General features: G+C 42.4%; 12 protein-coding genes and 3 pseudogenes. 9 read left to right on the top strand and 6 right to left on the bottom strand.

The genetic code is table 11. The features are described 5' to 3' along the window. Window positions 1-143 precede the first annotated feature (143 nt). Entirely contained in the window at window positions 144-1,991 is a 1,848-nt protein-coding gene (locus tag F8S12_RS39955; protein ID WP_196521799.1) for a tetratricopeptide repeat protein, read from the top strand. 165 nt (window positions 1,992-2,156) lie between these two features. Here the strand turns inward: F8S12_RS39955 and F8S12_RS39950 are convergent. From F8S12_RS39950 to F8S12_RS39925, 6 genes and pseudogenes are all read right to left on the bottom strand, one after another. Next, window positions 2,157-2,404: pseudogene (locus tag F8S12_RS39950) on the bottom strand (hypothetical protein). 891 nt (window positions 2,405-3,295) lie between these two features. Continuing rightward, the gene (locus F8S12_RS39945) at window positions 3,296-4,603 is read right to left on the bottom strand and encodes a CO2 hydration protein (RefSeq protein WP_196521798.1); all 1,308 of its coding nucleotides are present in this window, start codon (window positions 4,601-4,603) and stop codon (window positions 3,296-3,298) included. Between the two features lie 96 nt (window positions 4,604-4,699). Beyond that, a complete protein-coding gene (locus F8S12_RS39940; RefSeq protein WP_196521797.1) occupies window positions 4,700-6,196 on the bottom strand; it encodes an NADH-quinone oxidoreductase subunit M in 1,497 nt (498 codons plus the stop codon). A gap of 145 nt (window positions 6,197-6,341) precedes the next feature. Further along, window positions 6,342-7,055: a carbonic anhydrase gene (locus tag F8S12_RS39935; RefSeq protein ID WP_196521796.1), complete on the bottom strand. Its 714-nt coding sequence runs from the start codon at window positions 7,053-7,055 to the stop codon at window positions 6,342-6,344. Between the two features lie 52 nt (window positions 7,056-7,107). Next, window positions 7,108-8,985: an NAD(P)H-quinone oxidoreductase subunit F gene (locus F8S12_RS39930; protein ID WP_196521795.1), complete on the bottom strand. Its 1,878-nt coding sequence runs from the start codon at window positions 8,983-8,985 to the stop codon at window positions 7,108-7,110. A gap of 366 nt (window positions 8,986-9,351) precedes the next feature. After that, window positions 9,352-9,537 carry a hypothetical protein gene (locus F8S12_RS39925; protein ID WP_196521794.1) on the bottom strand — a complete coding sequence of 62 codons (186 nt, stop codon included), beginning with the start codon at window positions 9,535-9,537 and terminating at the stop codon, window positions 9,352-9,354. A gap of 486 nt (window positions 9,538-10,023) precedes the next feature. On the opposite strand from F8S12_RS39925, the gene F8S12_RS39920 reads away from it, so the two are divergent. The 8 genes and pseudogenes from F8S12_RS39920 to F8S12_RS39885 form a co-directional block, all read left to right on the top strand. Beyond that, window positions 10,024-13,299 (top strand): efflux RND transporter permease subunit, encoded by a 3,276-nt coding sequence (locus F8S12_RS39920; protein ID WP_196521793.1) that lies wholly within the window; start codon window positions 10,024-10,026, stop codon window positions 13,297-13,299. Between the two features lie 310 nt (window positions 13,300-13,609). Then, a pseudogene (locus F8S12_RS39915) lies at window positions 13,610-13,927 on the top strand (IS701 family transposase); the annotation flags it as partial. 326 nt (window positions 13,928-14,253) lie between these two features. Continuing rightward, the gene (locus F8S12_RS39910) at window positions 14,254-16,197 is read left to right on the top strand and encodes a hypothetical protein (RefSeq protein ID WP_196521792.1); all 1,944 of its coding nucleotides are present in this window, start codon (window positions 14,254-14,256) and stop codon (window positions 16,195-16,197) included. Window positions 16,198-16,230: 33 nt separating this feature from the next. Then, window positions 16,231-17,376, top strand: coding sequence for a ferritin-like domain-containing protein (locus tag F8S12_RS39905; protein ID WP_196521791.1), 1,146 nt, complete (start codon window positions 16,231-16,233; stop codon window positions 17,374-17,376). Between the two features lie 179 nt (window positions 17,377-17,555). After that, complete coding sequence (locus tag F8S12_RS39900) at window positions 17,556-18,512, top strand: hypothetical protein (RefSeq protein ID WP_196521790.1); 957 nt, start codon at window positions 17,556-17,558, stop codon at window positions 18,510-18,512. A 208-nt stretch (window positions 18,513-18,720) separates the two neighbouring features. Further along, window positions 18,721-19,137, top strand: coding sequence for a hypothetical protein (locus tag F8S12_RS39895; RefSeq protein ID WP_196521789.1), 417 nt, complete (start codon window positions 18,721-18,723; stop codon window positions 19,135-19,137). A 247-nt stretch (window positions 19,138-19,384) separates the two neighbouring features. Beyond that, window positions 19,385-19,507 (top strand): annotated as a pseudogene (locus F8S12_RS42195) (IS701 family transposase); the annotation flags it as partial. Window positions 19,508-19,839: 332 nt separating this feature from the next. Then, a partial coding sequence (locus F8S12_RS39885) for a helix-turn-helix domain-containing protein (protein ID WP_196521831.1) occupies window positions 19,840-19,971 on the top strand: 132 nt, incomplete at its 3' end.

Here is a 19,971-nt window from a genome sequence, read left to right as displayed (position 1 = left end):
TTTCAAATAAATGAAGCCCGTTTGCGGGATTGAGCAAAAAATTCTAGTAACAGTCATAATAATAATTGAAATGAGTTTGAAAACATATCGTTAATAATCCTGATGTTTTAGGGTAAGGAAATATCAAAAGCCAAAAAAATTATATGAATGCTGAAGATTTTTTTAACGAAGGATTAAATAACAATTTGCAAGGGGACTATCAAGCAGCGATGCCTGCGGCAACCCCAGAGGAGAACGCAGCTTACACCCAAGCAATAAATATAAATCCTGATTCTGCTGAAGCTTACCATAATCTAGGGCTTATTTTAACTGGTCAACTCAAAGATTATCGGAGTGCGATCGCAAACTTCAATCGCGCACTAGAAATCAATCCCAATTTTGCTTTAGCCTACTGCAACCGGGCTAATGCACGTTACTTTTTAGGAGATTATGAAGAAGCGATCGCCGACCATAATCAAGCATTACAAATCGATCCCAATTTAGCCCAATCTTACCACAGCCGGGGGAATGCCTACTTTGCTTTGGAAGATTATGACAAAGCGATCGCAGATTATATTCAAACAATAGAAAATAGTACCCAATTGGCTAATAATATCAATATTGACATTGCCAACGCTTATCATAATCGCGGTGTAGCTCGTTTTGAGGAAGGTGATTACCAAGGAGCGATTGCAGATTTTCAGCAAGCTTTACAATGGCATCCCCATTTTGCCGCAGCTTATAGCAATCGGGGCAATATTCAGCATATCTTAGGAAATTATGAGGAAGCGATCGCTGATCATGACCGAGCATTAAAGTTAGATTCTAACTTAGCTGAAGCTTATCATAACCGAGGTAATGCCCACTATGCTTTAACAGATTATGAAAGTGCGATCGCAGATTACAACCACGCCCTAAAAATCAATCCTAGCTTTGCCGGAGCATACTATAATCGGGGTCTTGTTCTCTCTCACCTCAAAAACTATCAGGAAGCAATTGAAGACTTTAACGAAGCACTGAGGCTGAATCCTGATGATGTGCAGGCATATTGCGAACGCGGTCTTATCCGTAGTACTCTTGAAGACTATCAGGGAGCGATCGCAGATTATGACCAAGCGTTACAAGAAAATCCGACTCTAGCCTTAATATACGGCTTTCGGGCAAATGCTCGTCGCCGATTGGGAGATTATCAAGGTGCAATTGAAGATAGCAATCGCCTATTACAACTCAATCCTAACTTAGCTGAAGGATATTGCGATCGCGCGGCGGCTCGTCGTTCTTTAGGAGATCATAAAGGAGCCATTAAAGATTATGATCGAGCATTGCAGATTAATGATAACTTAGCCGCCGCTTATTATGGTCGGGGTATTGCCCGTGAAGCTTTGCAAGATTTACAGGGAGCAATTGATGATAACACTCAAGCCATAGAGCTTGTTGCTGATTTTTCCCAAGCGTATTGCAATCGGGGAAATACTCGTCGTCTTTTAGGAGATGAACACGGGGCGATTGCAGATTACGACAAAGCATTACAAATTAATCCCGATTTAGTTGAAGCTTATTATAACCGGGGTTCTACCTGCTATGCTTTAGAAGAATATGAAAGTGCGATCGCAGATTACACCCAAGCTTTGCAAATTAATCCCCAATCTGCTGCATTTTACAGCGATCGCGCTAATGCTCGCTATGCTTTAAAAGATTATCAAGGGGCAATAAAAGATTACAGTCGGGCGATCGCGATCGATCCCAGTTTTGCTGAAGACTGGTATAATCGGGGTCGTAGTCGTTCTTTGGTAGGAGACTTGCAGGGAGCGCTTGCAGACTTGAATCAAGCCTTACAGCGTCAGCCTAATTGGGCTTCAGCTTACATCCTTCGGGCAGATGTCCACCAAAATTTGGGAGACTATCAAGGAGCAATTACCGATTTCCAGAAATCCGCAGACTTGTATTATCAAGAAGGAAATATCCAGAATTACCAACAAATTATTGATCTAATTGAACAACTTCAGCAATAAACATATTGCAAAAATATTAGTTTATTACTTAATTATTTATGTCTGGCAAATTCCCCATGACTCATATCATGTACGGTAAATTACTTGTGATATGTCATTGCGAAGGTCGTGAAGCAATCGCAAGGGTTTGGAGATTGCTTCACGACCTTCGCAATTGACTTGTGTTCAACCGAACTTGATATCAGAGATAATTTTGGCATTGAGCAAGGTAAAAATTCTATCCAGTTCCGTATGCCTGCCAATTCAGCAGCTTCCTCTGATGTTAGCAATCCGGCTTTTTTATTCTGTGACAGTTCTTCGAGTCGAGACTGCAATTCTTCAGTAAATTTAAATAGATATACGTCCCTAATTTTACTGAGTTTTATTCCAGAATCTACCCAGAATGAGGGTTGAACCATCATTTGAGTAATCATAAGCTGTGTATCTCGTTTAATTGAGCGGACTGGTCGTATTCTAACAACGAATCCTGCATACTTTGCTTTAGTTTAAGAGGTTGTTTGAAAAATCTATGGTTGTATTGAGATCCCCCCTAGCCCCAGGGCTGTTTCATTCCATTTCAAACAGGATTTATCAAGATGGTTAGCGATAAAATTTCTTCTTAAATCCCAAAAATTACCTACTTAATCGCAGTGATGGTTAGGGTGGGGTAAAACTAAAGCTAAAACCTTAGTAAATCAGGTTTCAAGTGAGGTTTCGAGAATTTATGCAATAAATATATTGAATTCGGGTGGTCATTTATTGAATTCGGGTGGTCATTTATTGAATTCGGGTGGTCATTTATTGAATTCGGGTGGTCGTTTATTGAATTCGGGTGGTCGTTTATTGAATTGGAGGTATCGTTCATTAAATTCAAGCAGTGGTTAGAGTGGGGTAAAACCCAGATTCTTGAACAACTTCAGACTTGTGTGTACACCGTAGTCCTTAAAAAGCTATGGTGTACACACAAGTCATCGAATTACCCGAAATCCTTGGAAAACCTCACCCTGTCCTGGCGGACATCCCTCTCCACAAGTCATCGAATTACCCGAAATCCTTGGAAAACCTCACCCTGTCCTGGCGGACATCCCTCTCCTTACTAAGGAGAGGGACAGGTTTTGCGTAGCATAACCAGGGTGAGGTTTTAGGAAAGATTTGTGTGTACACGGTAGGTTAAAAAGGGGGGAACCGGAATCAAAGTCTCCCAAGTTATCGGGAGATTTAGAGGGATCTAAAACTTTTGATACCGACAAGAGGACTTTTCAAACATCCTCTTAGAGGATGTTTGAAAAGTAGTTAGCTATGATTTTAAGCACTTGGGGAATCTCTTATCTATAATCTTGCTTTTGAATGCTCCCTAAACGGGCAGCATCACGAATGTTATATTCAGGACGAGTAAAGCGATTTAGCTGCATTTCAAAAAAATCTCGATTGGCTTGTAAATGTTTGGGATTTGGGTCATCTAAAGGATACAAAAGAGCAGCTCGTAAGGCTTGAATTACCGCAGAAGTTACACAGTACATTGAGCGTTGAAAACTAACACCCAATTGAATCAACATATCTTCTTCACCCCGGCAATGTTGGCTGTAGTAATCAATAAGATAAGGGGGCAAAAAATGCAACATATCTTGCATTAACAAGGTGGGGGGAATGCCAGCAGTACCCACTGGAAATACATCAGCGTAAAGAATACCATAGTGAAAGTCTTTCTGGTCTTCTGGTACTTGACGCGCTTGAGCATTATAAGATTTTGTCCCTCGGAAGGGTGCGGTGCGATAGAAAACAGCTTCTACATAAGGTAATGCTGCTTCATATAGCCATGTGAAACCCTTGGATTTAGAGATGATTTCGTAACATTGTCCACGAATATAAACGTGATGGTAAATGGGACGACCTGCGATCGCAAATATACCATTAACTAAGAAGCTCATCGCCTCTGGAACGCTGGTAATCGTGCCTTCGTCATAGCGGTCAGACATTTCAAAGAATACCGGGGCCATGACTTCCCAGAATAAGCCCAGATTAGCGTAGTATGACATCTGGCGGCACTGTTCTAAAAACATATCAGGGAACAGTTTGTACAGTCCCAGCATTACGGGGTTGCCTTGGAAGTAAGCTTTAATTGCCTTGTCAGCGTTGGCTTTGTATTCTTCTGAATCTAGGTAAGGGTCAAATTGTCCACCCATCCCTCTATGCCACAGCATCGCCCGCATACAAGCTTCAGCGAATTCCATGTTAATGCGATCGTGGAACAAGTGGTGCAACAACTTTGGCATTTTAAAAGTTTCACCCTTCTCAATAAATGCCAAAAGTTCTGGATGGGCTGTGGCTTCGCCGCGCCAAATTCGTAAATCGGCATCATCGCCAGCATAATGATTATGCAGTTCTAAATATTCTTTAGGTAAGAAGTATTTAAAGAAGGGTAACGGGTTTAAAAATTCGCGTTCGGCAATATAAAGCAGGTCACGCCAATAAAAATCCATTGGTACAGCATAAGCTTTATATAAACCGATGATTTGCATCAAGTTTTCTGGAGTATCAGGTAACATTGCACCGCCTGCTTCTAAGCGGTGAATTACTTCAGCAAATTCATGCTTTGAAGGAGGTAATTTAGTCGCTGTTTTAATTGCTGTCATGGTAATAAATGGGTAGAGACGCGATTTATCGCGTCTGTGGGGATAGGTTTTGAGACGCGATAAATCGCCGTCTCTACAAGTGTTTTGCTCTATTTACTATTTCAGCGCTACTTTCGAGATTACGGTTTTTTCTAAGGAGGGAATTGCAGCCACCATTGTTGTAGTTGTGGATTCACTCCAACGCACTAACCAAATGGGTTGTACTCCTAAAAAGATGATCAAAGCTGCCAAAATCAACGCTGGCATTTTCTCAGACCATAGTACTTTGGGATAGTAGGCTAAATTATCGAGTCTGCCAAAACAAGTGCCGTTGAGGAGGATGACAAAATAAACTGCGGTTAAGCCACTAGCTACTACACACAAAATTGTCGAGATGGGAAAGACAGAAAAACTACCTTGAAAAACGAGAAATTCGGCGATGAATCCTGTTAAACCGGGAATACCTGCACTAGCCATACCACCTAAAACTAGTAGGGCACTAATTAGAGGTAAACCGCGTATGGGACTCATCAAACCATTGAGTTTATCTAACTCACGGGTGCCGACTTTGGCTTCTACAACTCCCACCAAGTGGAAGAGAATCGCCAAGATGATGCCGTGGCTAAACATTTGGGCGACTGCACCAACGAGTGCTAGGGGAGTGCTGGCGGCACAAGCTAGCAATACGTAGCCCATGTGGCCGATGGAACTGTATGCTACCATGCGCTTGATATCTTTTTGAGCGATCGCAATTACTGCCCCATAAATGGCGGTAATTGCTCCCCAAATTGCCAAAGTCGGTGCAATAATACTCCAAGCATGGGGAAACATACCCAAGCCAAATCGCAACAGTCCATAGGTTCCCAGTTTTGCCAACACACCACCGAGAAGAATGGCAATTGGTGCTGAAGCCTCAACATAAGCATCGGGTAGCCAAGTATGAAAGGGAACTAAGGGAATTTTTATACCAAAACCTAATACTATTCCTGCTAGTAAAAGGATTTGTTTTGCTGTTGACAAGTTTTCTGTAGAGACTGCATCAAAAGCAAAATTGGTAGAACCACTCAGCCACACCATACCCAAAAATGTTGCCAGAATTAATGCTCCCGAAACAGCAGTATAAATCAGGAACTTCATCCCAGCATAAGCTCGTTTTTCCCCTCCCCAAATGGAAATTAGTAAATAAAATGGGATTAATTCTAGTTCGTAAAATAGGAAGAATAGCAACAAATTCTCTGCTAAAAAAGCACCCGCTACCCCGCCACTAACTAATAAAATCATCGAGTAAAATAGGCGGGGGCGTTCAGTTTGGCTACTGCTGCTGTAAATAGCAATCCAAGTTAGCAGGCTATTTAACACCACCATCAATATAGAAAGCCCATCAACGCCTAATTGATAACTCAAACCGAGAGTTTCATTCCAGGGAAGATATTCTTGAAATTGCATTCCAGGATTGCTGATATCAAATTTTAGTAGGATGAAAAGGTTCCAGACAAAAACTATCCCAGAAAACCATAATGCTGCTAAACGAATGCGATGAGTAGGGATATTGACAGGTAATATTGCGATGAAAGTAGCGGCAAAAATCGGGAGCCAAATCAAAACACTTAACATACTAATTTTCTCCTTTGTCCTTTCTCCTCGTTCCCAGTCTCCGACTGGGAACGCACTTCATTGCGGCTCTGCCGCGAATTCGTGAGGCAGTAGCCCCTGAATTCGCATTCCCAGTCGGAGACTGGGAACGAGATTTAGAAAAAAGCTAATTGACTAGACTGATTTTGCCAGTATCTAAATCATAGTAACCACCGGCTATTGTCAGTTTTTCTTCATCTATTAACTTAGATAAAACTGGCGATGATTTCAACTTTTTAATTTGTAACAAAATATTTGCTTTACAGGCGTTTTCTAGCTTGTCTCCTGATTGCTCTTTTGAGCTTTCTACACTTGGTTTAATCGCCTCAAGCAAACTGCCAATTTGCCCCGGTACTTGAGCGCCTTTAATTGCAGCTTCTACTGCACCACATCTTTCATGCCCGACTACCATGATCACTTTAGAACCTAACACTAAGCTGCCAAATTCTAGGCTACCAATTTCTTCTGCTGTAGCAATATTACCAGCTACACGGCAGACAAATAAATCTCCAAGTCCTTGGTCAAAAACAATCTCTGAAGGAACTCGTGAATCTGCACACCCTAAAATAGAAGCAAATGGTTTTTGACCTTTGGCAACTTCGACTAAACGTGAATAGGTTTGGTTGCCGTTACGACGTTTTCTTTTCACAAATCTGTCATTACCATCTAGTAATTCTTGCAATGCCTTATCGGGGGTAATTTCATCTTCTGCGGGCGCTTTTTCGGCTGCAAGTAAGTTTGAGCCAAGTCCTGCTGTCACTACCCCTGTACCGATCGCACCTGCACCAAACTTGAGTAAACTTCTTCTAGAAAGATTTAATTGGGTATCTTGTATGCTCATTGAATTATCCTCGCAATATTAAACTGTCAGTTTGCACTAAAACGGTCACTAACTACCTGATTGTAGATATTTGAAAAATCATATCTAAAAACTGCACTCCCCAAAATGGCCAAGTTACCCACACTCCCAAAACGCTGACTCCGAGAAGAACAGTTAAAGCATAAAACTGGGGTTGTCCAGAAGTACTGTACTTGAGACTTTCGCCACCTAATAGGGAAAATAAACCAACTAAATTAACGATGCCATCGACTACAAAGCGGTCAATCATATCGGCAAGTTGGGAAATTTTAGCAACGCTGAAAATAATGGTCATCCGATAGAGTTTGGGGGTGTAAAAATCGTAGGCGAATAAGTCTTGTAAACCTTTCCAAGGGAGACGAATCGGTTTAGGAATATTGCCTAAATAAATCAACGCAGTGATGCTGCAACCGGAAATACTCGACCAAATTAAAAGTAGTGCGACATCTTTATTTAAAGTTGCCCAATCGGGTAAAAGTGATAAGCTTTGCAACACTAAAGGTAGATGCAGGGTAAAGCCAAGTAAAATCATCATCGGTAAAATCATCGGCCAGTGTGCTTCAGGCGATCGCTCACTCATTTGTTTAGGTTTACCAGCAAAAATTAAACAGAATTCTCTGGTTAAACTCACGGCTGTCAAAGCATTTACCGTTATTATTATTCCTACTAACCAAGGTTGCGTTTCCCACAACCCATCGGCTAACTTTATCAGCGCCCAAAAGCTACCCAAGGGTGGAAAACCAATTAACCCTAAAGTCCCGACGATAAATGCTATTCCTGAAATCGGGCGGCGTGTCCAAAGTCCGCCTAATTGGGTGACATCTTGGGTGACGCTATTCCAAATAATTCCCCCAGTACTCATCACCAAAAGCGCTGCGGATATCGCATGGGTGAGGACTAACAATAGTGCTGCTTCGTCTTGCTGCACTCCCACAGCAATGAACACTAACCCCATGTATGCACTGACAGAATAGGATTGACAGCGTTTAACGTCAATTTGAGCGATCGCAATTAAAGAAGCACCCACGGCTGTTACCGCACCAATTCCCACCATTGCGGAGGAAACTATGGGCGACAGGCTTAACACAGGTTGCAGTTTAATCAGCACCCACGCACCACTAGCGACTACTACCGAGTTCCGCAAAATTGTACTGGGAACCGGGCCTTCCATCGCTTCATCTAGCCATAGGTGCAGGGGAAATTGAGCGCATTTACCCATCGGCCCAGCAATTAAAGCTAAACCTACAAGTGCCATTATTGTCGGGTTAACATTTGCAGTAGCCGCCCACTCGGCTAGTTCTGGATAACTCCAAGTTCCGGCGAGGGGCCATAGTGCCAACACACCCATCAGTAAGAATAAGTCTCCCACCCGCTTAGTTAAGAAAGCATCTCTCGCACCCGTGACTACCAACGGCTGACTAAACCATAAGCCAACTAACAGGTAGGTTCCTAAAGTTAGGACTTCCAGAATTATATAACTGAAAAACAAGTTATTACAGAGAGCAAGGGCGCATAATCCTGCTTCAAATAATCCTAATAGCGAATAGAAGCGTCCCCAACCCCAATCCATTTCCATGTAGCCGATCGCAAATATCTGCGCCAGGAAATTCAAGCCAGTAATCACAACTAAAGCGCCGACACTAATCGAGGAAATTTCTATAGCAATGGTGAGGTCTAAACCAGCCGTAGACAGCCAAGGAATAAACACTTGTTGGGGTGGATGATTCCAAGTTAATTGTAAAGCGATCGCACTATGCACAAACGCCAACAATGTCATGATCAAATTGACATAACCCGCCGGTCTTGGCCCTGTGTTACGAATGATCCCCGGCGACCAAGGCACGGCTAACAAGCCACCTATTAAGGCATAGCAAGGAACTAGCCAAACAGTCTCAAGTAGAAACTGACCCATCAATTTACCTCTAGATTTTCATCAAAAATTCTGGTTTTAAATCAACTTGCGTTGATCCCAGTTAATCCTGCCATGTCTACGATGGGCGTAGCTGCCGCAGATAATGCAAATTTATCTTTGCTAATTCTTGTTAGAAACAGCTTACCTTTATATCAAGCAAAATGGAATTACTTTATTAAATAAATTTGACATACTAACTCTAATTAAATCTTATATAAGGAACGATTTAAGTAACGAATAGTAACGATTAATTTTTATCTATACATTGAGTGAGGGATGAATCAATAGTAATCATTGGTTTTATCAATTGATCTAAATGACAAGAGACGCAATCAATTGCGTCTCTACAAATCGAATAAATATAATCTATATTTGTGTGCTTTTGTCAACCTGCCAGCAAGAGATAGCAATGGCAGGTGGTGAGTCAACTTGGCTGATAGGGGCGGGTTTCATATCGCGGTAGTCTAGGAGTTGGACTAAGATCAGGTAGGCGATCGCTAAAATAACAGAAATCGCGCCTGTAAGAATGGCAACTATTTTTGAGCGGTTCATTAGTATTTCCTGTAATGCAAGTTATTGATTAATACTTGAGACCTACACCACACTTACCGATAAGCTATCAATAAAACGCGTAAACGTTTCTCAGCTTCCTGAAGAATAGTAATGTCATCTTGCTTTGATTCCATCCTTATCTTTACATTAAACGCTGTCTAAATAGATGGCGTTTAATGGAAAGATGATCTACACTCTTATAATTAAATCTCTTGCTGGGTAAAGGTTTTGTGTACTTTATACGAGTGAGAAGCGCTATATAGCAATCCACATAATAAACTCGGCTACAGTTTTTCTCAGCGTGAGCAATCCGATGCGATCGCGATTTTGAGTAGGAATTAGATTGTAAAACTGTATGCCAGAGTCTCAAACCAGTAAAGTCCGGCGCAAGGTACTTCTCTCTCCTGAAAAGAAAGGTGTTGATCAGGGAAACCCCCTCTTCTGCACACTTTTCGCTTTGTCTGAAACTCTTTTGAATTTTGAATTATGTTTGTCAATACCTTCATCAAACGTCCAGTCCTGACGACAGTCTGTACGTTGATCATTTTGCTGCTCGGAGGCATCTGTATTCCGATCCTTCCGATTTCTCAGCTACCAGACCTCGCCCCGGTACAAATTACCGTTAGCTCCAACAATATTGGTGCGGATGCTCAAACAACAGAAAGCACTGTCACCAACATTATTGAGCGACAAATTAATGGTGTTAAAGATGTATCTTATATATCTTCTAATACGGGTAATGATGGTTCCAGCAATATAACTGTCTCCTTCCCAACTAATGTCAATAGCGATATTGCTCAAGTAAACGTTCAAAATAAACAAGCACTTGCTTCACCTCAACTGCCAGATACTGTTCAACGAACAGGTGTCAACGTTGAAACGGCATCAAGCAGTCTGCTTCTCGTCTATGGATTTTACTCAGAAAATAATGAGTATGACAACATTTTTATCAGTAACTATGTCGATCTGTTTATTCTCGATCAGATCAAACGGCTTCCTGGTGTAGGAAAAGCCACGATTCTTGGGGAGCGCAAATATGCCATGCGTCTTTGGCTTGATCCTAACAAGCTTGCTCAACATCAATTGACTCCCCAAGATGTTACAGTCGCCCTGCAAGAACAAAATATTCAGGTGGGTGCAGGGGCGATTGGTAAGGAACCAGCCCCAGATAATCAAAGCTTTGAATTTGCTTTACGGGCAAGTAGTCGATTTAAAGATGCGGCTGAATTTGAAGAGATGGTGCTGAAGGTGAGTCAAGGTGATACTAATAGCACCCTGGTTAAGGTCAGAGATGTCGGTCGAGTTGAACTGGGAGCAGAGAACTATCTCGCTGATGCCAAATTCACCATACCAGGAAATGATCCCAAGGCAGCCGTAGGTTTGGGGATATATCAACTTCCGGGTAGTAATGCCTTGGACGTTGCTCATGCTGTTGAAGACCAAATCACAGAGCTAACGAAGAATTTTCCACCTGGACTAAAAGCGCAGTTAGCATTTGATACCACTCCATTTGTAGAAATTTCTTTAGAAGAAGTTCTGCACACTTTGGTTGAGGCTATTATCCTGGTAGTCTTGGTAATTTTTGTCTTTTTGCAAGACTGGCGCACCACAATTATTCCCACTGTTGCGATCCCCATTTCCCTGGTTGGGACATGTGCGGCTCTGTTAGTTTTGGGATTTCAGATTAATACACTGACCTTATTTGGTTTCGTCCTGGCGATCGGTATTGTTGTGGATGATGCCATTATTGTGGTGGAGGCAGTTGCAGTCAAACTAGAGGAGGGGATGAAGCCCTTTGATGCCGCCGTCGAAGCTATGAAAGAGTTAACCGGGGCAATTATTGCCACTTCACTTGTACTCATGGCGGTATTTATTCCAGTTGCTTTCATTCCAGGTACTACTGGGATTGTCTACAAACAATTTGCGTTAACCGTTGCTTGCTCCATTGGCATTTCGACCTTTAATGCCTTAACTTTCTCTCCGAGTATGGCAGCTATCCTGATGCGCCCGGCTCAGATTCCACGAGGGCCTTTAGGTTGGTTCTTTACGCAGTTTAACGGGGGATTTGCCTGGTTTTCGCGCCGATATCTCAGGTTTGTTAGCTACCTTACCCATATCAAGCCGATTGTAATTGGGGTTTTCATCACTGGTTTACTAGCAACGGTTTTGATGTACAGAGCAGTGCCTACCGGATTTATTCCAGAGGAAGATCAGGGTTACTTTTTTGTAATTGTTCAAGGGCCTGACGGGGTTTCTTTGAAATACACCGAATCTGTCATGGACAGGGTTGCCAAAGAAGTAACATCGCTTCCCGAAGTTAGAGCTAGTTTTGTGATCAATGGCTTTGGTTTCGATGGCAATGCTTCTAATTTAGCCATTGCCTTTGTTAACCTGAAACCCTGGGAAGAAAGAACTGAAGAATCTGAGTCTGTCTATGGAATACTTCAGAGGTTGAACAAAAAGCTCTCTGTAATTACAGAAGCCAGAGCGATCGCTGTGAATGCTCCTCCGGTGAGAGGATTAAGTAGTACGGGTGGTTTTGAGTTTATGATTCAAGACAAAACCGGAAGTGCGCCGATTCAAACCCTGGTTGATACTGCTCAAAAGTTAATTGCATCGGCAAATAAAAACCCTGTTCTACAAAGAGTCTTCACTCAGTTCACTGCAAACACTCCCCAATTTGAAATCGAGGTAAATCGTAACCAAGCCAAATCTCTCAACGTCGAGATCAACGACATCTTTGGGGCACTGCAAGCTTACTTGGGGTCGCAATATGTGAATGACTTTGTGCAGGGACAGCGACAGTATCGAGTATATGTCCAAGCGGATGGGGTTTTCCGCTCTAATCCAGATGATATTGGCAAGCTGTATGTGCGCTCTGGAAGCGGGGCGATGATTCCGTTGAGCAATCTGGTGAAGATTACTCCCTTTGTGGGGCCAAAAACCATCTCGCATTACAACTTGTATAGGTCAATCAAAGTACAGGGCGCTCCTGCTGCCGGTGCTAGTTCTGGACAGGCGATTAAAGCAATGGAGGAACTAGCAGCAGAGATATTACCTCAAGGATTTGGTTATGAGTGGACAGGGACTTATCTCCAAGAAAAGACATCTGGGGGATCTACGGGCTTGATTTTTGCCTTAGCGATCCTTATTGTCTTTCTGGTGCTATCGGCTCAGTATGAAAGCTACGTTGACCCAATCATTATTTTGCTAACAGTTCCCTTGGCAATTTTGGGAGCGATGACGGCGATTTGGCTACGTTCCAATATTTTCATGGCAGATAGCATTTTCCCGAAAGTGGTGGATGATATCTATTGCCAGGTGGGTTTGGTGACTTTGATTGGTCTAGCCGCGAAGAACGCTATTTTAGTCGTAGAGTTTGCTAATCAGCTGAATGAGCGGGGAATGAGCTACACGCGGGCAGCGATAAAAGCAGGGCAAGAACGTCTGCGGCCGATTTTAATGACTTCCTTTGCAGCGCTGTTAGGATTTTTGCCCTTGGTGATCTCTGAAGGGGCTGGAGCAAGCAGCCGTTGGTCTTTAGGAACAGCGCTCTTTGGGGGGCTGCTGCTTTCGACGTTCTTGAGTTTGTTTTTAGTGCCAATTCTTTATATTTTGGTTAAGAGCCTGGCTCATGCTATATTTTCTCCGAAGCGATCGCAAGATTCAAAGCCTCCAGATTTTTCTAATGGAACTTCGGGATCTGAACATCGGGCTTTACCTGTTGGCTCAAGTCAGCCAAAGGCACAACTCAGGTCTTAGAAGGATGGGATAAGCTGATTTTTTCTGTTAAGTCTTTATTTGGCTCTGCCGTCAAGTTAAGAGGCAGAGCCTCTTGTTATCTCGTTCCCAGTCGGACACTGAGAACGAGATAACTTTAGGGGCTAAACAGGACTCTCAAGAATAAGATGCGATCGCTAAAATAACAGAAATCGCACCTCTAATAACGGCAACTATTTTTGAGCGGTTTATTAGTATTTCCTGTAATGCAAGTTATTAGGACTTACGCATTGACGAGGTGGTAAAATAGTGCATTGAAAAAAGATGTCGTCTACTTTCAAGGTATTGGACAATTAGAGAAATCAGCAAACCCTCAACAGCACAATGTAATTTGGAGTATTACACCCTGTTCTTGCTGTCAGAGCCAAAGCATGGAGGGTGCAGTCGATTAGCAGAAATATTGGGAGATGTTTCACATGATAGTGTGAATAGATTTTTGCTCAGAGAAAGATACGAACCAAAAGATTTATTTGACATAGTAAGAGAAATAATCAATTTAGAAGGAGGGATTTTAAGTGTTGATGATACAGTAATAGAAAAGCTGTACAGCAATCCAAAATACGCAGAATTAATTGGATATTTTTGGTCGGGTAAATATCATAAAAGCGTAAGTCCTAATTTCTAATATTTGTAAAAATCCTTCAAAACCTGAATAAGTTCCATCATTAGTAATGGGAATCTCTCCATTCCTAATTTTTTCACCTTGTTAATTTACTGAAATCCTTATTTAATAAGGGTTTCGCTAAATCCCACTCTGATTCAGACTCGTCAATATTTAGATGCGTTTGCGCTGCATCTCACATGAGCCGTAGATATTGGGTGGGACATTCTCCGCCCTCATATATGATGTTATCTGATGTTAAGTATCGTTTCGGCTATTCGCATCTTGTGTATGAAAATAGTAGTATTTTATTCTGTTTATAATTAAATCCAATAATGAGTTATCAAAATAGCTTACGTCTGGTGTTTGCCGGTGATTTTCAATCAGATGTCTCCACTGTCAACAACGATGTGAGACATTATGACAATGCAACTTTTGAACAGCGTTTTCAAGACTTTCAAATGGGCGAAGTGTTAAATGGTTGGTGGAATCCTATAGGTTCAGGAGCATTCCGTTTAATCAACTGTAAAGTTAAGTCTCTCTTTATCGATAGCGAAATAATTGAGGATTCTGCTGTAAATCTTGCCATTGATGGTTCTAACAACCGAGTGGGAGGCAAGATGGTAGATCTTGACCCACAAATGCAAATGGTCTCTGGAATTTGGGGACTAACCATCCGGTTAACAGACGGTCAGCAGGATTTTCTGGTCGCGCAGTTTGAGCCAGCATCTTTCCGGGACATCATGTTTGGTCGTCGTCAGGGAGCAGGTGGTTCTACGGGAGCCTCTGCTGCTTTTCAGTCGGTGCTGACAGACCTGCAATGGGGGAATGATTTACGGGGATCTAGGTTTTTAGAGGCGCTAAAGATAAAGGCTGCATCAGCAAATGGGAAACTGTCAATCCGGTTTACCACCTTTGGCTATAGTACAGACAAGAACGCGGATCGGTTTACCCTGGGTACAGTAATTGGGGCGATCGGCCCTTACGATGAGAATGAGCCTCGCTCGTTTGTTAAAGGGCGACGGATGGTACCGAATCTTGATGAAAAGACGGGATCTCTCCTGAACAAAATCAACTTCTTTGATGCCTTAATTGATGACCATAAAAGCTCTGTCTTAGTTGATTTGGGCAATGCTCTACCCTTGACTTTTGAGTTGGGATTGCAAGACCTTGGTGAACTTCAGTTAGTAATTCTCAAAGATGAAAATACTCAGGAGTCTGAAACCCTGTCCAAAAACGAAGGGTTTGTGGCATTAGGCAGCCTAATTCCCTATCGCACGCCAGACTGGTTGTCGAAAACGGCTGGAATTTGGGCTACACCTTTGCTTCCCGAACAACGGGAGTTAATACAGAACAGTCCTTTGGCGCTGATTCAAATGCTTGATAGCAATACAGGGAAAGTCTTGGTTCGGGAAAGTCTTGGCGGGTTATTGGTTCGCGCCGATAAGTTTGTGCAACGAGTTGAGCCAACAGAAACAGCTGAGATCGAACTTTTTGCTAGTCGTTATGGCAAACCACTCCCCAATGCCTCAGTGAATATAACTTTCAGCGATCCGAACAATAATGCCGGCGGTGGGGAAAATGATCGCCGACCTCCCAAGGCTGAAAGCCCTTGGACAGACTGGCCCAAGAAGGCACTAAAAAACTTACCCCTGAACCTGACAACAGATACTGCTGGTAAAGCCAAGTTGTTAATTGAAACGCAAGACCCTGGTAATCCCCGTGGTTACATTGATGGGCAAATTTATACGCTGCTATACTCTCTGCAAGGGCAGGCAGACAGTCAAAAACAGTCACTTGATGGCATCTACGTTTTACTCTTTGATGCTTATCCAATTCCCGATCGCCCTACCTGGTTCGAGCATATTCACCCCATTTTCCAACAGTATGGCAACCTCTATCCAATTATGAGTAAGCGCTTGGTTGACCTGGGAGACTACGATTCAGTGCGGGAGAATCGGGCCATTTTAGAATTGGCTTTTTCTTTAGATATTGATGACCCCAATTCCATGCCAGTTACCCGTGACCTCTCTCGTGCCAAGCGAGTCACAATTCTGCGATGGTTGCGGGAGCAGTACGCCGATGGCAGCTATGTCCTGCGGCTAGGACAAGGACAGAAACTATCTCTAGCAGAAGGGCTACAAGCAATTGAGAAAACATCTATCCCATCATTTGCACTAGAGTCTAAAGATACAGCTGCACCATTAGAAGACGATAGCACCGCACACGGTTACCAAAATTTCCAAATCGCCCTGCGGCGAATTCAACGCAACCCGTAACATAAAAACGCTTTACACAAGAAGGAGAAGTGTATGTTAAAAATTCCCGTTCGCATTATTCAAGAGATCCAAAACGCCACACAAGCTGCGGATCTTTATCGACATCTGCAAGCAGCGATCGAGTTAGAACATTCAACCATTCCGCTTTACCTAACAGCACTATATTCTATCCAACCTAACTCTAATCAGGAGGTAGCCGAAATCCTTTTCTCAGTGGTGCGGGAAGAAATGCTGCATATGGTCATTGCAGCCAATGTTTTGAATGCCATTGGTGGTACACCCCAAGTCAATAAACCTGACTTTATCCCCACCTATCCAGGGCACTTACCATTGGTGCAACCGGATCTAATCGTGGGACTTGCGCCTCTCTCGATAGATCAAATCACCAACACCTTTATGCAAATTGAAACCTCTATAGACCCGGAAGATTACCCAGCCAAGCCCGTCCCCTTCGCCCTGAGAGCAACGGAAGAAGAGTATCAAACGATTGGAGCGTTCTATCAAGCAATTATTAAAAAAATCACAGACTTACATCACCAGGGAGCATTAAGCATTCAACCGCGCACTCAGGTTCTCAATGAAAAATGGTTTCCAAGAACGGAATTATTTGAAATCACAGATGTGGACAAAGCCACCTCAGCCTTGAAGTTGATTATTGTGCAGGGCGAAGGAATGTCAACCGAACAGAAGACACGAGTATGCTCTCTTAACGGTAAGGGTAAAAGCCAAGCCACCCAGACGTCTAGCCCCCTTGATCCACAAAATCAGCCTGCTCATTACTATCGCTTTGCTCAAATTATCAAAGGTGGTCGCCTGGTGCCAGACCCAGACCCAGACCCAGACCCAGACCCAGAAAATCCAGGTAGATTTGTCTACGACCTGAATCAACCAATCAATCTAGACTCTGAAAAGATTTATCCACTTGTAGAGAATTCTAAAGCCGAGATGTATCCCGAAGGTAGCCGAGCGCGTCGCTTGGTAGATCAGTTCAACCACTCTTACACAAGCTTATTGAACGGCTTGCAAAAGACTTTCAATGGTCACCCAGATTACTTAAATACAACTATCGGAGTGATGTTTGAATTAAAGTTGCAAGCTGAGGAGATGGCAGAACTGAAAATTAAAACAGGGCCTGATGCTGAGAAGCGTGTTGCACCTTCATTTGAATACCAATTGTGAAGGGCAGAAAAAGCAATTTTTTTTGGTAGTAGAACAGATTTTTTACTCGGAAACAGTACCCCTGTCCTTACACTAGCCAAAACTACACTAATTTATGCCTGGAAAAGCCAAATCCAGAGATTTGGAGTCAGGGTTACAGCCTAGTGAAAAGAACACCCAACATCCAATTAAGAGGCTTCATGAACAATTTCAGTTGGATTTTATTGATAACAAAGCGAGTCTTACTTTCCTTAGTAGCTTGCTTTTTAATTGCTATGGTCTTTCTAGGCAGTGGTGACGCGGGGGCCTTTGGATTACGCACAGCCTCTGACGACTCCAACGTATACCCCACTCGAACTGTACATAATGAGACTTGCCAAGAATCAGAAAATTTTGGTGATAATTGTCTAGAAAAGCGAAAGAAAGGTGAACCAACCGATCCACAATACCCAAAGTGGTGGATTAGTGATTGGACAATGTATCGGGTATTTCAAGATTATAAAGAGGACAAGTTTCGTCCTCCCTACACTTCACCACCTGAAAATTTGACCCCCAGTGATTACGAGGTTTCGTCTGGTACAACGTACTACGATTCCACTTACATTCTCAAAGATCAGAAAGATGGATCTGGGGCGATGATGGAATATTATCGAGATCGGTGTTTGCCTATCTTTCCACGTAGCAATAAATATACCTGTGCTTTTGTGTCTTTGGGGAATAAAGCCTATTTTCTGAATTATGGTCAAGAACCGAACCAGAAGCCAAGGATCTGTTTGTTCTCACCTCATAACCACCCTCCACGCACTGATTTTATTAAGCATTTGCCTTATCAACCAAAAGAGAGTACTCATCTCAATAATTCTCTGCAAGCATACTCCATATTTCTTCCAAAAGATAAGCTAGAAATTTTATTTGGATACGCTTTCTATAAAAACCCCACTCCAGACAGTTTTGACAAGACGGCTAAACCTTATCGCCATCCCCAATCTTTCTACTTCTCTGGTAATCCCAACGAAGCTAAAGCCCCGTTAGTAAGTCAGAACTATACAACTTTCGGGATGGAACAGCCAGATTCAAAGATTTGGAGTAAAGTTGCAAAGATGTTACCAGAGCAGCCGAAAGAATGCTGCTTGTATCAACAAGGATGTCCTGACTAATACCAATTTGCTAAAATTTGGCAACAGATGAGACAAGGCTCTATCTGTTGCTGGCTTTTAAAGAATGGATACAAGTAAGTGGTAATACAAAATTAATTACACAAATTTTGTTCTGAAACCCTTATCCAGTCTAAAAACTCATTCTCATTTTGGCAAAGGTATTTCTAGGATATTAGTATATGGTTATCTCAGTAGAAAGGAGAAAAAAATGACAAGTGAAGAGACTAAGCAGGTGATCGAGCAGTTGAAGCAGTTTGCCAAACGTTGGAACGAGTTGTACGCAGCGGAAAAGTTTGAGGAGATGAAATATCTGGCGACAGAGGATGTGGGAATTGCCAACGCAAAAGACTCGAAAGAGCCATCTGGACTTATCTATGGGCGTGATAAATATTATGAAGGAATTGTTAATGCCTATGGAAAGGAAAAAAACCTTCTCGTTATGAAATACGAAAATTGGGAATACATCCCTTTGGACGACAACACTTTTTATACGATTGGTAAATATACCCTTGAGCCTAAAATGGTCGGTGTTAACTGCTGGCTTCTTCGTCGCAACTCTCCCGCCGACCCTTGGCGAATATTTCGTGTCATTGACAACAACGATAGTGAACAAAACCTGACGTAAAGCTTATGTGAGCGGGTTTGATAAAATGGCACTTCCTCCTTATCTTGGGATTTAGTGACATCAAAAGGACTACTGTTGTTTAGTTGATGAAAATTCTCTAAATTAGACATGACACACCTTCAGAACTTACGCATTGACAAATAAGACAAAGAATGTATTAGTGAGAGGGAGAAAAAATAAGAGATCGCTAGCAGTAGGGGACTGAAAAGATAGATAATTTACGCTGTCTCTATTGAGGGCATAGACAATCAGAGTAACTACCAAGCCATCCACTGCAAAGTGTGACCTCAACACTTATACTCTGTTTTTATTGGCAGAATCAAAGTATCCAGGCTGCACACGTTTAGCTTCTTCTCTTTCCTCCAGATCAGCGAGAAAATCACTCACTATCTGCAATCTTTCTGGAGACAGCCGCCGTAAACGCTTCTCAACTTCCTGAAGAATAGTAATGTTATCTTGTTTTGATTCCATAGTTCATTTCTACACTCAACGCTTTTTAACGTGTTGCGGAAGTCCCCACCTTCAATGTACTCATAAGGTGGGGATAGGGAGCAGGGGATGAGGATTGCATCTGGAATTGATTTTTTGCATCAAGCAAAAACAAATTTCGGATGTATGACGAATCCCTAATTATTTTGTTTAAGTACTTTATCATAAAATACATTTGTGGTAGAGTATTCCTATCAAGGAGGTGAAAGTGAAGTGTTACACAAAGTGGTACAAGTCCGTTTATATCCGTCACTTGAGCAACAAATCCAATTAGCTCAAACTTTTGGGTGTGCTAGATGGTGGTGGAATTACGCTCTAAATAAATCTATCGAGACTTACAAAGAG

This window comes from Nostoc sp. WHI, from assembly GCF_015714725.1.
Classification (GTDB): Bacteria; Cyanobacteriota; Cyanobacteriia; order Cyanobacteriales; family Nostocaceae; genus Nostoc.
This window is presented reverse-complemented; position numbering and strand designations above follow the sequence as displayed.